General features: G+C 65.4%; 15 protein-coding genes. 12 read left to right on the forward strand and 3 right to left on the reverse strand.

The features are described from left to right. Nucleotides 1-984: 984 nt before the first annotated feature. On the reverse strand, nt 985-2,178 hold the full coding sequence (locus AC5RWX_RS23190) for an acyltransferase family protein (RefSeq protein WP_494098651.1): 1,194 nt from the start codon (nt 2,176-2,178) through the stop codon (nt 985-987). 240 nt (nt 2,179-2,418) lie between these two features. Between AC5RWX_RS23190 and yidC the strand changes: the two genes are divergently transcribed. The 4 genes from yidC to AC5RWX_RS23210 all read left to right on the forward strand — a co-directional run bounded on the left by yidC (nt 2,419) and on the right by AC5RWX_RS23210 (nt 5,085). Beyond that, nucleotides 2,419-3,207 carry a membrane protein insertase YidC gene (gene yidC, locus AC5RWX_RS23195; protein WP_494098652.1) on the forward strand — a complete coding sequence of 263 codons (789 nt, stop codon included), beginning with the start codon at nt 2,419-2,421 and terminating at the stop codon, nt 3,205-3,207. A gap of 78 nt (nt 3,208-3,285) precedes the next feature. Then, nucleotides 3,286-3,867 carry a carboxymuconolactone decarboxylase family protein gene (locus tag AC5RWX_RS23200; protein WP_494098653.1) on the forward strand — a complete coding sequence of 194 codons (582 nt, stop codon included), beginning with the start codon at nt 3,286-3,288 and terminating at the stop codon, nt 3,865-3,867. Next, the gene (locus tag AC5RWX_RS23205) at nt 3,855-4,412 is read left to right on the forward strand and encodes a dihydrofolate reductase family protein (protein ID WP_494098654.1); all 558 of its coding nucleotides are present in this window, start codon (nt 3,855-3,857) and stop codon (nt 4,410-4,412) included. The genes AC5RWX_RS23200 and AC5RWX_RS23205 overlap by 13 nt, the downstream gene beginning before the upstream one ends. Nucleotides 4,413-4,428: 16 nt before the next feature. Continuing rightward, a complete protein-coding gene (locus AC5RWX_RS23210; protein WP_494098655.1) occupies nt 4,429-5,085 on the forward strand; it encodes an SDR family oxidoreductase in 657 nt (218 codons plus the stop codon). Here the strand turns inward: AC5RWX_RS23210 and AC5RWX_RS23215 are convergent. Continuing rightward, nucleotides 5,082-6,287: an ROK family transcriptional regulator gene (locus AC5RWX_RS23215; RefSeq protein ID WP_494098656.1), complete on the reverse strand. Its 1,206-nt coding sequence runs from the start codon at nt 6,285-6,287 to the stop codon at nt 5,082-5,084. The two genes, AC5RWX_RS23210 and AC5RWX_RS23215, sit on opposite strands and share 4 nt — an antisense overlap. A 96-nt stretch (nt 6,288-6,383) precedes the next feature. Here AC5RWX_RS23215 and AC5RWX_RS23220 point away from each other — a divergent pair, with 96 nt between their 5' ends. The 8 genes from AC5RWX_RS23220 (at nt 6,384) to AC5RWX_RS23255 (ending at nt 13,382) form a co-directional block, all read left to right on the forward strand. Then, nucleotides 6,384-8,096 (forward strand): glycoside hydrolase family 13 protein, encoded by a 1,713-nt coding sequence (locus tag AC5RWX_RS23220; protein ID WP_494098657.1) that lies wholly within the window; start codon nt 6,384-6,386, stop codon nt 8,094-8,096. 31 nt (nt 8,097-8,127) lie between these two features. Then, nucleotides 8,128-9,069 carry an aldo/keto reductase gene (locus AC5RWX_RS23225; RefSeq protein WP_494098665.1) on the forward strand — a complete coding sequence of 314 codons (942 nt, stop codon included), beginning with the start codon at nt 8,128-8,130 and terminating at the stop codon, nt 9,067-9,069. A gap of 166 nt (nt 9,070-9,235) precedes the next feature. Next, the gene (locus AC5RWX_RS23230) at nt 9,236-10,099 is read left to right on the forward strand and encodes an HpcH/HpaI aldolase/citrate lyase family protein (RefSeq protein ID WP_494098658.1); all 864 of its coding nucleotides are present in this window, start codon (nt 9,236-9,238) and stop codon (nt 10,097-10,099) included. A gap of 27 nt (nt 10,100-10,126) precedes the next feature. Continuing rightward, complete coding sequence (locus AC5RWX_RS23235; RefSeq protein ID WP_494098659.1) at nt 10,127-11,047, forward strand: DUF2797 domain-containing protein; 921 nt, start codon at nt 10,127-10,129, stop codon at nt 11,045-11,047. 58 nt (nt 11,048-11,105) lie between these two features. Then, nucleotides 11,106-11,330: a DUF3188 domain-containing protein gene (locus AC5RWX_RS23240; RefSeq protein WP_494098660.1), complete on the forward strand. Its 225-nt coding sequence runs from the start codon at nt 11,106-11,108 to the stop codon at nt 11,328-11,330. Nucleotides 11,331-11,371: 41 nt separating this feature from the next. Next, complete coding sequence (locus tag AC5RWX_RS23245) at nt 11,372-11,833, forward strand: FAS1-like dehydratase domain-containing protein (RefSeq protein WP_494098661.1); 462 nt, start codon at nt 11,372-11,374, stop codon at nt 11,831-11,833. Nucleotides 11,834-11,836: 3 nt separating this feature from the next. Then, nucleotides 11,837-12,274, forward strand: coding sequence for a MaoC family dehydratase (locus AC5RWX_RS23250; RefSeq protein WP_494098662.1), 438 nt, complete (start codon nt 11,837-11,839; stop codon nt 12,272-12,274). Between the two features lie 40 nt (nt 12,275-12,314). Beyond that, nucleotides 12,315-13,382: a UDP-N-acetylmuramate dehydrogenase gene (locus tag AC5RWX_RS23255; protein WP_494098663.1), complete on the forward strand. Its 1,068-nt coding sequence runs from the start codon at nt 12,315-12,317 to the stop codon at nt 13,380-13,382. Here the strand turns inward: AC5RWX_RS23255 and AC5RWX_RS23260 are convergent. Next, nucleotides 13,366-13,564, reverse strand: a 199-nt coding sequence (locus tag AC5RWX_RS23260; RefSeq protein WP_494098664.1) for a hypothetical protein, incomplete at its 5' end; no start/stop codon positions are given. The two genes, AC5RWX_RS23255 and AC5RWX_RS23260, sit on opposite strands and share 17 nt — an antisense overlap.

Consider the following 13,564-nt stretch of genomic DNA (forward strand, 5'->3'; position numbering starts at 1 on the left):
GTGGCATGGGGCCGACTTGTCGCAGACCGCACAAGAGAGACAGATGCCCCGTGGACCGTGGATGAACAGGGGTTTGCAAATGCAGATGAGGCCCGGTTGGCGGCTGATGCTGGGCTGCGTTCCCTAGATGGTAAAAAGCACGGGCGTCTCACGGTAAAGCATGGCTCGGCGCGTTTTGAAGTGGCCGGAGACCCCCGGTTGGGAATGCTCTGTCACCGAAATGCTGATGCCAGAAATGAGGCGTCCTGGGCAGTGCTAGCTCGATCTGCGGGTGCAGGGGGTGCGTCCGTGGAAGTTCCCATCGGAGACGTGAAAGCCCTCATGCCTCCGCGGTTAGTGCACGACTTCGCAGCGGTCGAAGCGGCGTTGGCTGACTTTCTCAGCAACCCTCGGGCAGCGTCCCTCGGACCGGAATGGGAGACTGGAAGCGACGCTGGAGCTACGCGTCTGTCGACGGAGTAATCAAGCTTCTTGTTGCTATGGGACCGCAGATATTCGAAGTCCCTTTATGAGCTGTTGCGCGTCTCGATAGAAATCGATCTCTAGGCACCGTCGACCCCTTGGGCCGTGCGGTGGAGAGGGTCATTGACGAACTAGAGCGGGCGGCCGTAGGGGTAGTCCACCCACGGCCCGGTGCCTTCTTCTGGGCATACACGGCGAGCCCCATTTCGCGTGGACCAGTAGTCCGCCGGGAAACGCGCTCCCAGGAGACGGCGTTCAGATCGACGCCGTATTCCTCGTGTCCGTCGGCGAATCGCGCGTCATACCGCATGATGCGGTAGCCACTCTTCAACCAGCGACGCCTCTTCCAGGAGGCCGCGGCTCGGATGGCATCCGGCATTTGGGATTCCATGCCTACATCTTCCCTTCCTGAGATTTAGGGATTTTTTGTGTGCCCATGAACCTGAGAGAAGCGTCGCTTAGGATCGTAAAAGAGTGGCGCACTCACGCCAAGGGGTCTGGATGCGAGGCGGAAAACGGACGTCATCTGTCTGGCCAGAGCCGTGGCGCCCGTTTCGCCGCCACGTCCTCGACCCAGCCCACGGCCACGATCACGAGGGCAAGGAGCAGCCAGGCGCCGGCGAATATTGACCATTCACTGTCCAGCAGCCACGGGATGGTTTCGCCCATCAGGTCGATTTCCCAGAGCTTGTTGACGAGGGTGTAGCATTGCGACAGCAGCAGGGTGTGCCACAGGTAGATGGTGACTGCCCTGTTGTTCATGAGTGTCAGTGGCCTGTCGAGGAAACTGACTGGCCGAGGCAGTGACGTCCAGGATGGCGAGATCCACAGGAGCATCGCGCAGAACCCAAAGGCGTACAGTCCATTACCTCCAAAAACGCGGTTCATGTCCCACCCCACGTCCGCAAGCTGGGGTGCTGCCCACAGCAGGCCCAGCACCATGATCACCGGACCTGCCGAAAACACGGTCCAGGCCGGGATCCTGCGCAGCATTCCCGAGGAGTGGGCGAACCCGAGGATCCAGCAGGAGCCGTAGGTTGCGAAGTCGCTGACGCCGTTTTCAGCCCACGTGGGCAGTGTGATCCAGCCGGCGACGATGGGCACCAAGAGTCCGAACGGCGCCATCAGCGTAATCCAGGGCACCCGGCGGTAAGCCGCCAGCAGAAGGGGTGACAGCAGCACGAACCAGAAGTAGGCGCGGATGTACCAGAGGATCACCCCGGCTTCGTGCGCCCAGATGTTGCCAAACACGCCGTCCTCGGATCCGATGGTATCCGGGTAGGGCGCGTCTCCCAGGGGTATGAACCAGAACACGATGTCCACCCAGGAACGTCCCTCCTGCTGCTCCGGGCTCCAGCCCTGCAGGAGCATGAGGGGCACAACAGTGGCGCTGTAAACCCACAGCGGGAGCAGGAGACGCCGGGCTCGGCTTTTCAGGACGCCCAGGGCAGGCCGTTCGAGGGAACGAGCCATGAGGGAACCCGCGAGGGCGAACATCACGCCCATGGACGGGAAGACCAGGGTCAGCCAGGCTGCACCGGAAAAAGTGTGATACGCGACGATGCGCGTGAGGGCGACCGCCCGGAGCAGGTCCAGGTACCGGTCCCGCCCCGTGCGGTCGCGGACAAGACGGTCGGCCGTGGTATCCGGCTCGGTAAGGCGTCCAAGCGCGACGGCCGGAAGCGGGGGATTGGTGCTCGCCGTCCGTTTTTCCATGTCCCGGTCCCCTCGCTGGTCCCTCTCAGACCTCAACGGCAGGCGCAGGTGGCGCTACCATCGAGCTGAAACTGACGCTATCAGCCCATACTTCCAAGGGCACCCGTCTCCTGTACTCGAATTTTGGCCAAGGGCTACGTGGCCATTTCCCAGCCGGGTCACCTGGAAGAAAGGCCGGCTCCATGACAGGGACGGTGCAGGCACAGTAGCTTTTGCAGCAACAGCGGAGTGGGGGTCTGAATGGACTTTTTGAATGAGGTGATGGAGCCGTTCAGGTGGCTGGTGTCCGTCATCATGGTGGCCTTTCACGATGGACTGGCGGCCCTAGGTATGCCGGCTGCGGAAGGCTGGACCTGGACGCTGGCCATCTTCGGGCTGGTGCTCGTCATACGGGCAGCTCTGATCCCGGTGTTCCTCGCCCAGGTTCGTGCACAGCGCCGGATGCGGCAGCTGCAGCCGGACCTCAAGGCGCTTCAGGATAAGTACCGGGGCAAAACCGACCAGCTGTCACGGCAGGCCATGGCCCAGGAACAGATGGCCGTGTACAAAAAACACGGCACCAACCCGTTCTCCGCCTGCCTGCCCCTGCTGGTCCAGGCGCCCTTCTTCCTTGCCCTCTTCCAGTTGTTGGCCGGTATCGCGGACGCCAGCGCACGGGGTGAAGGGATTGGAGCTATAAACCACGCCAATGCGGTCCAGTTCGCCTCATCCGCCATCTTTGATGCGCCGCTGTCCGCCTCCCTGCTGCACGGCGGAGGTGACCCAACCACAGTCGCCGTTCTCGCCGTCGTGATGATCCTGGCGATGACCGGCTGCCAGTTCCTCACCCAGCGGCTCGTGCTGGCCCGTACCCTGGCCGCCCAGGACCCGGAGAGCCCGTACCTACGCCAGCAGAAGATCCTGCTGTATGTCCTGCCGGTGGTGTTCGGCGCTGGCGGCATCATCTTCCCCATCGGCGTCCTCATCTACTGGACCGTCTCCAACCTCTGGACGCTGGTCCAGCAGTTCCTGGTCACCCGCAATGCCTGAATCGGCTGGTTTACAAACACAAGGGCCGGGACCAGAATTAGCGCACCAACGAAAGCCTCCGCCCCCCGAATACCCGCAATGACCATCCTCAAAACGATCCCCGAGTCCGAAGTGGACGGCCTGCAGGCTGACATCTACGACGACGACGTCCGCTCGCTCGGCTACGTGCCAAGCCATACCAAGGCCATCAGCCTGAATCCCGAGGCGTACGTGGCCTGGGAATCACTGACGCAGGCGATCAGCTCATCCTTGGGCCTGCGCCGCTACGAGCTGGTGACCCTGGCCGCGGCCCAGGCCATCGGGTCCACGCACTGCAGGCTGGCCCATGGCAAGAAGACGTTGACCATCATGACCGAAGCGGAACTTTTGCCCGTTACCCGCGATTTCGACGATGCGGGATTGTCCTCCGGAGAGGTGGCCATGATGGACTATGCCGTGAAACTCAGCACGGACGCCGCGGCCATGACCGACGGCGACGCGCAGGCCCTGCGGGACGAAGGCTTCACCGACCGGGAACTCGCCGACATCGCCCTGGCCGCGGCTGCCCGGAACTTCTTCAGCCGCGCGCTCCTCGCTCTGAACGTTGACTTGGACGTCCCCGCAGGCCTCAGCCCGGAACTGCAGTCAGCCCTGCTGGGAGCCATGCCGTGGCGCAGCTGACCTACACAGCCATCACCTCCCTGGACGGCTATGTCGCGGACCGAAACGGCAACTTCGACTGGAGCGCACCGCACGAGGAAGTCCACGCCTTCGTCAACAACCTCGAACGGGATCTGGGGACCTTCCTGCTCGGCCGCCGGATGTACGACGTTATGTCTGTCTGGGAAACCATGGGTGCACCCGGAGACCCGCCGGTCATCCAGGACTACGCCGCCATTTGGAAGCGGGCAGACAAGGTTGTCTACTCCTCCTCGCTCGAAGCCCCTTTGACGCAACGGACCAGGATCGAGCGCACCTTCGATCCGGCCGCCGTCCGTGCCATGAAGGATGCCAGGGACGGCAAGATGGGCATCGGCGGCGCCAACCTGGCAGGGCTGGCAATGGCTGCCGGGCTGGTGGACGAGTGCGGGTTCCTGATCAATCCCGTCGTCGTCGGGGGAGGCCTTCGCGCCCTGCCGGACGGACTGGAAGCCAGGCTGGAGCTCCTCGACGAGCACCGGTTCGGCAACGGCGTGGTGTACCTTCGATACCGTTGCCTGCCCTGAGGGGCAGAATGGGTTTATGACCCGAATCGCAATCATCGGCGGCCACGGCAAAGTGGCCCTGCACCTGTCCACCCTGCTCACGGAAGAGGGCCACAGCGTCACCTCGTTCATCCGCAACCCGGACCATGTCCCCGACGTCGCGCAAACGGGCGCCACACCGTCGGTCCTTGACGTGGAAAACACGACGACGGCGGCCCTCGCAGAGGCGCTGAAGGGCCACGACGCAGTGGTCTGGTCCGCGGGCGCCGGCGGCGGGAACCCGGCCCGCACGTACGCCGTGGACCGGGACGCGGCCATCCGGTCGATGGACGCCGCAGCGCAGGCGGGAGTGAACCGCTACGTGATGGTGTCCTACCTGGGAGCCCGCAAGGACCACGGCGTGCCGGAGAACAACGGCTTCTTCGCCTACGCAGAAGCCAAAGCCGCCGCTGACGACTACCTCCGCGGAAGCGGCCTCGCCTGGACCATCCTGGGGCCGGGCACCCTCACGGACAAACCCGGCACCGGCTCGATCAAGGTGGACCCCGAACCGGGAGAGGAGGACCGCGGAACGTCGCGCAGCAACACGGCCATCGTGGCAGCAGCGGTGCTGGACCTCCCGGAAACAGCAGGCCGGACGATCGAATTCTGCGACGGATCGTTGCCCGTTGCCGCCGCACTGGAGTCGATTTAGCTGGCTGCAGCAAGCTCAAGGTCCAAGGAGTTTTTCTCCACGTAGTCCAGGGCGGCGCGCACTGCGCCAACGGTGACCATCGAGTCGCCCAGCGGCGATACCGACACGCGCGGCGGCGTCGCGGTGAAGCCTTTCAGCTTCCCCGCGATCGGTTCCAGCAGCACGCCGGCGGATTTTGCGACGGCGCCGCCGATGACCACGAGCTCCGGGTTGAGCATCGTTGCCACCGCACCAATGACCCTGGCCATCCTGTCGGCCAGGCGGTCGAGGATCTTCAGGGCCACGGCATCCCCGTCAGCGGCGGCAGCAAAGACGTGTTCCGCCTCCGCCCCGCCGTCCTTCAGGTGCGTGCGCAGGGAGGTCCGCGCCTTGCCGGCGAGGGCCTCTGCAGCCCAGGCCCTGGCGAGGCTGGCGATGCCGAACGTATCGCCCACGCCCTGGACATGCTCCAGGAACGCGAGCTCCCCGGCGCCGCCGCGGCTGCCGTGCAGCAGCCGCCCGCCGTCGATCACTCCTGCACCCAAGCGCTCGCTGGCAAGGATCACGACGACGTCCTCAACTCCCGCCGCAGCGCCCCGCCAGCGGTCCCCAAGGGCTGCAAGGTTGGCGTCGTTTTCGAGCAGCACTGTCCAGCCGTGCCGGTCCCGCAACGCTGCCTTCAGCCCGACGTCGAACAGTTGCCAGAAGTGCTGGGCCGCAAGAACGACGCCGTTGCGGTCGACGGGTGCGGCGATGCCGGCGGAGACCGCAAGAACGGAATCCGGTGACGCGCCGACACTGTCCAGGGCCATCAGGGCGGCGCGGTCGATGACGGAGACGCGTTCCTCTGCCCAAATTTCCGCGTCCGCGAACGGCAGGCTTGACCTTCCAAGCGCCTTTCCTCGAAGGTCCGCCACCACCACTGTTACCTTCAGGATGCCTACGTCCATCCCCAGCACCACGCCGGCGCGCTCGTTGAGCTCAAACCTCCTGGCCGGCCGGCCCTTCTGGTACCCACCGAAAGCCCGCTGGTTTTCCAGCTCGCGGATCCACCCGCGTTCCTTGAGGTCCTCACATACGGCGATGGCTGTGGCCCGTGTCAGGCCCGTGGCGTCGATGACGTCCGTGACCGTGACATCGCCGGCGGAGCGCATATAGGCGAGCACCGAGCCTGCGCTCACCCTGCGCAGTAATCGGGGCGTGGCCCGGGCCGTTGCAAACATGCTGTTGACCTTTCCGTGCATTGCGCCAGATAATGATCAGGGAACTAAATTTAGAACCAATATAAATATAGTCGACACGTAGCAAAGGATCATCCCTTGTCCACCACCGCCACTCTGGCAACCCTGTCCGATTCCGACCGTCTGGCCGATCCGAACTGGTGGCGCCAGGCCTCTGTCTACCAGATCTACCCGCGGAGCTTCGCGGACTCCAATGGCGATGGCATCGGTGACCTGAAGGGCATCACCGCCAAAGTCCCGTACCTGAAGTCTCTGGGGATCGACGCCGTCTGGCTGAGCCCGTTCTACCCCTCGGCACTGGCAGACGGCGGCTATGACGTGGACGACTACCGCGACGTGGACCCCAAGCTGGGCACCCTTGAGGACTTCGACGAGATGGCCAACGCGCTGCACGAGGCCGGCATCAAGCTGATCGCCGACATCGTCCCCAACCACTCATCGGACCGGCATGAGTGGTTCAAGGAAGCGCTCGCCGCACCCAAGGGATCACCCGCCCGGGACCGCTACATTTTCCGGGACGGCAAAGGCCCCAACGGCGAGTTCCCGCCGTCGGACTGGGACTCCGTTTTCGGCGGCCCAGCCTGGGAGCGCATCACCGAACCGGACGGCACCCCCGGCCAGTGGTACATGCACATCTTCGCCAAGGAGCAGCCGGACCTGAACTGGTCCAACCGGGAAATCCGCGAGGACTTCCTCAAGACCCTGCGCTTCTGGTCCGACCGTGGCGTTGACGGGTTCCGGGTGGACGTGGCGCACGCCCTCACCAAGGACCTCACCGAACCCCTGCTGTCCAAGCTGGAACTGAGCGCGGCCAACACCGGTGTGGACGGATTCGACGACGGAACCCACCCCTTCTGGGACCGCGACGAAGTCCACGAGATCTACGCCGAATGGCGCGAGGTGTTCAACGAATACAACCCGCCGCGCACCGCCGTTGCGGAAGCCTGGGTCCACGCCACCCGCCGCGCCCGCTACGCAAGCCCCCAAGGACTCGGCCAGGCCTTCAACTTCGACCTGCTGCAGGCCGATTTCGACGCTGCCGAGTACAAGGAAATCATCACCCGGAACCTCGCCGAGGCAGCGGCCACCGGCGCCTCCTCCACGTGGGTCTTCTCCAACCACGACGTCGTCCGCCACGCCACCCGCTACGGCCTGCCCCAGGTCTCGAAGGGCAAGGAGCGCACCAAGGGCCAGGACGGCAAGGACTGGCTGCTTGCCGGCGGTCCCGCTGAGGAGCTGGACGTGGACCTCGGTGAACGCCGTGCCCGTGCCGCAACGCTGCTGATGCTCGCCGTCCCCGGTTCCGCCTACCTGTACCAGGGCGAGGAACTGGGCCTCCAGGAAGTGGCCGATATCCCCGAATCGGAGCGGCAGGACCCGTCCTTCTTCCGCAACAGGGGTGTGGAAATCGGCCGTGACGGCTGCCGGGTACCGCTGCCCTGGAAGGTGGAGGGAACCTCCTTTGGCTTCGGTGACGGCGGCGCGCACCTGCCGCAGCCTGACTGGTTCAGCAAGTACGCCGTTGAGGCGCAGGACGGTACCAAGGGCTCCACGCTGGAGCTCTACCGCGCCGCCCTGAAGCTGCGCCGCGAACTGCAGACCGACGAAGAGCTGGAATGGGTCGAGACCGGCACGCCGGACGTCCTGCACTTCCGCCGCCCCAACGGCTGGCAGTCGGTGACCAACTTCGGCGACACCGCCGTCGACCTTCCGGCAGGAACGGTCCTGGTCAGCAGCGCGCCCCTCGACGACGGCAAGCTGCCTGCCAACACCACGGCGTGGCTGCGCTGATGTCTCCTTGCCTTCCGGGGCGGGCGGCCTGATGCAGGAAGTCATCTACGGCTGCATGGGCCTGGGCGGCAGCTGGTCCGGCGAACCGCATGCCGGCGAGCATGTGGACGAGGCTGCTGCCGCCGTCGAAGCCGCGCTGGATGCCGGGATCACCTTGTTTGACCACGCAGACATCTACCGCAGCGGCAAGTCGGAAGCCGTCTTCGGTGAGGTCCTGGTGGCCACGCCGGGGCTGCGGGACCGCATCCGGCTCCAGACCAAGTGCGGAATCAGGCTGAATGAGCGCGGCCTGCAGACGCACTACGACCTCAGCCGTGAGGCGATTTTGGATCGGGTCAACGAAAGCCTGAAGCGGCTGCGGACGGACTATGTGGACATCCTCCTGCTGCACCGCCCCGACCCCTTGGCGGAGCCTGCGGAGGTGGCGGGCGCCGTCGGGCAACTGATGGCGGAAGGCAAGGTCCGGCAACTGGGCGTGTCCAACATGTCCGGGGCGCAGATTGAGGCGCTGCAGGACCGGCTGGAAACTCCGGTGGTGGCGAACCAGCTGGAAATGAGCCTGCTCAAGCGGGCGTGGCTGGAAAGCCAGGTGCTGGTCAACCACGCCGAACACCTGGACTACAGCTTTCCCCACGGCACGCTGGAATACTGCACGCGGAACTCGATTACCCTGCAGGCCTATGGTTCGTTGGCCCGCGGCCTGTACACGGGGGCGGAACCGGACAGCCCGACATCGGCCGAAGCCGCCACCGCGGAACTGGTGTCCGAGCTGGCCGCGAAGTACGGCAGCCCGGGCGAGGCAGTCCTGCTGGGCTGGCTGATGAAGCACCCGGCGGGCATCGCTCCGGTAATCGGGACGGTCAACCCCGGACGGATCCGTGCGAGTGCAGACGCTGCCCGCGTGGCACAGGTGATGAGCCGGGCCGAGTGGTACCAACTGTGGGTGACGGCGCGGGGCAGCAACATCCCCTGAGCAACCCAAAACAGGTAGCAGCAAGTGCCGTTTTGACGCTCTCAACGGCGCTTGCTGCTGCCTACACCCGCGGCTGCTATGGTCACATCCCGTTTAGTTCGTATTGAACCTCACAGGCGGGCCGTTTTCTTCGCTATGCCGGTTGCCGGGCGGATACGGTAGATACATGACGTCTACCATCGCCACCGAGACCGTAAGGCCGGAACGCAACATCCCAGCAGAGATCGCCCGCTCATGGCTCCTTGTTAATGCCATGAAGACTGAGCTTTTTGACCAGTCGGCAGTGTCCCGCGCCGATTCGATCATCCTGGATATTGAAGATGCCGTGGACCCTTCCCAGAAGGACCAGGCCCGGAGCAACGTGGTTGACTGGCTGACCGCCGGCGGTAAGGCCTGGGTCCGGATCAACGACGCCACCAGCCCGTTCTGGGCGGACGACCTGGCGGGCCTTCGCGGCACCCCGGGCCTCCTCGGCGTCATGCTAGCGAAGACCGAATCCGCCGACCAAGTCACCGAAAGCTTCCACCGCATGGACGGCAAGACCCCCGTCATCCCGCTGGTGGAATCCGCCGTCGGCATCGAGGAAGCCAACCAGATCGCCAAGGCCCAAGGCGCATTCCGCCTGGCCTTCGGCTCCGGTGACTTCCGCCGCGACACAGGAATGGCGGCCACGGCCGAGGCCATGGCCTACCCGCGCGCCAAGCTGGTCGTTGCCAGCCGCGTCGGCAACCTCCCGGGCCCCATCGACGGCCCCACCGTCGGCACCAACCACCCCATCCTGCGGGAGCAGACTGGCATCACCGTAATGATGGGCATGACCGGCAAGCTGTGCCTGGCCATCGACCAGACCCCCGTTATCAACGAGGTCATCAGCCCCACGCCGTCCGACGTCGCCTGGGCCACCGACTTCATGGCCGACTTCGAAGCCAACGGCCGCGTCATCCGTGACGGCTCCGACCTGCCCCGCTTGGGCCGCGCCGAGAAGATCATGAAGCTCGCGGTAGCCTTTGGGGTACAGCCCGCGCTGTAACACCCACACTGATTTCCAGGAGACCCCGTGACCGCTACCCGCTATCTGGTCCACGGGGTCTCTTGGCCTGCGCCGCCGGCGTCCTGCCCTGTACTGCGGCTTCAGGCGCCGGACGGCACATTTGAGGAATTAGCGCTCGGCGGCGGCACCCGCCTGTGTTTCCGGCTCGCCGCCGAAGGGAAGTCCTGCCTGGGCCACCACCGTGTGCACAGCCCCAACCACCGGGACCACGTGTTGTGCGCCCGGCAATCTCCGGCATCCCGTGGGCACCAGTGTGAGCGGTGCTTTGTGGTGGACGATTTCCGGCATATGCACGACTTCCACCGGAACGGCGATGTTCCGCCCGGCCTGCGCAGCTATTTGATGCAGCCGCACTGGCTATACGTCGCCACCTTCGCCAACGGGGCAACCAAGGTAGGCACGGCGTCGAATCTTCGAAAGTGGCAGCGGCTCGCCGAACAGGGAACCGTGGTGGCGCGCTACGTCGCCCGTGCCGATGACGGGCGGGTGGTGCGGATCCTGGAGGACCTGGTGACGCGCGACGGCAGGCTTCCGCAACAGGTACGGTCTGCAGCCAAGGCCGCCGCACTGGCAACTCCGGCTCCTGCTTCTTGGCTCACCGCACACAACGCGGCGCACGCAACCACCGCACGCCAGGTCATATCCGAAGCAGGCCTGAACGGTTTCGAGGTGGTGGACGAAGGCTGGAACCGGCCCGGACTCGCTGAAAGGCTGTGCTCCGGGGCCGCCCGCCACGCCTACCCCCACACGCTGGCTTCCGGGCAGCACGGGTTCACCATCCGGTCCGCGGCAGGAAGCTTTGTCCTGGCAGCCCTCGATGCCGCCGACCTGGAATTCGTGGTGGACCTTGGCCAGCTCAAGGGCCGGACCATCGAACTGGGCCAGTACAGCTCTGTGGTTCCGGCAGTCCAGGAAGCGCTGTTCTGACTCCGCCAGCGGCGCCCGCCCGGGGCGGGGGCCGGTGGCGGACCAGTAGAATGGCAGGGTGCTGAACGAATTCTGGGCCACCGCGCCAACCCGCTACAAAGTCCTGGTTTTCGGCGCGATGGGACTCATCGCCGTCGGCATCATCCTGAACCTCGTGGGAAACACCACCGGCAACTCCGCCCTCGCCACTGCCTCCCTCCCGCTGATAGGGCTGGGCCTCGTCCTGCACATCGCCGGGATCGTAGTCCGCGGCCAGAGCATCCGCAAGAACCTGCGCCGGTAACCTTTCAGGCCGCTCCCGAGCCGGACGATAGGCTTGAGCCCATGACTATCAATCCGGACCTGCAGGGCAGAAGCTACCCTGCCGCAGAGGTGTACGACGTTGGCCGCGAGAAGATCCGCGAATTTGCCCGCGCCGTCAAAGCCACCCATCCTGCCCACTTCGACGTGGATGCCGCCAATGCCCTGGGCCACGCAGACCTTGTTGCTCCGCCAACGTTTGCCATCATCATTGCCCAGCGCGCGGACGCCCAGCTCATCGAGGATCCGGAGGCCGGCATCGACTTTACGCGCGTGGTCCACGCCGACCAGCGCTTCACCCACCACCGGCCCATCCACGCCGGCGACCGCCTGGTTGCGGAGCTCCACGTGGACGGCGTCCGTGCCATGGGCGGCGGCGCGATGATCACCACGCGTTCTGAGATCTTCGCGCTCGGCCCCGATGATTCCCGGGAGCCGGTCACCACCACCACGTCATCCATCCTGGTCCGCGGAGAGGGACAGTAACCCATGAGCCCCACGTTCAATGAACTCAGCGCCGGCCAGGAAATCGGCAGCCGCACCATCGAGGTCACCCGTACCGACCTGGTCAAGTACGCCGGCGCTTCCGGCGACTTCAACCCCATTCACTGGAACGAAGCCTTCGCCATCGGCGTGGAACTGCCCGGCGTCATCGCGCACGGCATGTTCACCATGGGCTCCGCCGTACAGCTGGTCACTGACTGGGCAGGCGACCCGGCCGCCATCGTCGACTTCCAGACCCGCTTCACCAAGCCGGTCCTGGTCACCGACACCACCGGTACCCCGGACCCCGGCGCCACCATCGAAATCAGCGGCACCATCGGAAAGCTCGACGCCGATGCGGGCACCGCCCGTGTTGACCTCACCGTTGTTTCCGCGGGGCAGAAAGTCCTGATGAAGGCCCAGGCCGTCGTCCGGCTCAGCTGAGCGGGGAAGCCGGGCACGGGTTTACGGATATGGTGGTTTGGTGACTTCCACCCTTCTCTCCCAGCTGACCACGGCCGCCGTCGGAGGCCCTGCCGGTGCCTATATCGAGGCGCGGACCGAGGCTGAAATCATCGACGCCGTCCGAACCGCGGATGCAGCAGGTGAGCCGCTGCTGATCCTGAGCGGTGGCTCCAACCTGCTGATTTCCGACGGCGGGTTCCCGGGTACCGTCGTCAGGATCGCCTCGGAGGGGTTCACCGTCAACGCGGAGGACTCGTGCGGGGGCGTGGCCGTGGTGGTGCAGGCCGGGCACAACTGGGACAAGCTGGTGGAGCACGCGGTCCTCCACGCCTGGTCCGGGATCGAGGCCCTCGCTGGCATCCCGGGCTCAACCGGTGCAACACCGGTGCAGAACGTGGGTGCCTACGGCTCGGACGTTTCCCAGACCATCGCTGCTGTCCGGACCTGGGACCGGGAGCGGAATGCTGTCAAAACGTTTACCAACTCGGAGCTGAAGTTCGGGTATCGGGACTCCATCCTGAAGCAGACCACGGTTAACGGCTCGCCCCGCTACGTGGTTCTCACTGTCGAGTTCCAGCTGCCCCTGGGGCGCATGAGCGCCCCGATCCGCTACGCGGAACTGGCACGGTCGCTAGGGGTCGAGCAGGGCAAGCGTGCCTACTCTACGGATGTGCGCCGGGAAGTGCTCCGGCTCCGGGCTTCGAAGGGCATGGTGTTGAACCCCGAGGACCGGGACACGTACTCCACGGGTTCCTTTTTCACCAACCCCATCGTCCCGGCCGAGGTTGCTGCCGCCCTGCCGGAGGGGGCGCCCCGCTACCCCGCCGGTCAGGACGGGCTGGTGAAACTCTCAGCTGCCTGGCTGATCGACCAATCCGGCTTCGGCAAGGGCTTTGGTTTGGAGCCCGGCAGCGTCAGCGGGGGCCGCGCATCCCTGTCCACTAAACACACCCTGGCCATCACCAACCGCGGCTCGGCCAGTGCCGCGGACGTGCTGGCAGTAGCCCGGGAAGTGCGTACCGGCGTCGAACAGCGCTTCGGGATCACACTGCATCCGGAACCGCTGCTTATCAACTTGGAGATGTAGCCCGCGCCTCTGCGGGTGGCCCGTTGAAGGTGTCGCCCGTTGCTTCGTTGCCCAGTCCCATCATGGCGGAGGCCCAGCCGGCGCTGGCCAGGTAGGGCCCCATAAACAGCCAAACGAGCAGGCCGGGGGCCAACGGGTTGGCGGTTCCGGCCCCCACGCAGGCCGCCAAACCGCCGACGGCG

The organism is Arthrobacter sp. SPT-J7 (genome assembly GCF_059089965.1).

What these genes read in the sequence shown, in the direction of transcription:
- AC5RWX_RS23190 (WP_494098651.1), bottom strand. Translation starts at nt 2,178, where the DNA reads ATGGAAAAACGGACGGCGAGCACCAATCCCCCGCTTCCGGCCGTCGCG.
- yidC (WP_494098652.1), top strand. Translation starts at nt 2,419, where the DNA reads ATGGACTTTTTGAATGAGGTGATGGAGCCGTTCAGGTGGCTGGTGTCC.
- AC5RWX_RS23200 (WP_494098653.1), top strand. Translation starts at nt 3,286, where the DNA reads ATGACCATCCTCAAAACGATCCCCGAGTCCGAAGTGGACGGCCTGCAG.
- AC5RWX_RS23210 (WP_494098655.1), top strand. Translation starts at nt 4,429, where the DNA reads ATGACCCGAATCGCAATCATCGGCGGCCACGGCAAAGTGGCCCTGCAC.
- AC5RWX_RS23215 (WP_494098656.1), bottom strand. Translation starts at nt 6,287, where the DNA reads ATGTTTGCAACGGCCCGGGCCACGCCCCGATTACTGCGCAGGGTGAGC.
- AC5RWX_RS23225 (WP_494098665.1), top strand. Translation starts at nt 8,128, where the DNA reads ATGCAGGAAGTCATCTACGGCTGCATGGGCCTGGGCGGCAGCTGGTCC.
- AC5RWX_RS23230 (WP_494098658.1), top strand. Translation starts at nt 9,236, where the DNA reads ATGACGTCTACCATCGCCACCGAGACCGTAAGGCCGGAACGCAACATC.
- AC5RWX_RS23245 (WP_494098661.1), top strand. Translation starts at nt 11,372, where the DNA reads ATGACTATCAATCCGGACCTGCAGGGCAGAAGCTACCCTGCCGCAGAG.
- AC5RWX_RS23250 (WP_494098662.1), top strand. Translation starts at nt 11,837, where the DNA reads ATGAGCCCCACGTTCAATGAACTCAGCGCCGGCCAGGAAATCGGCAGC.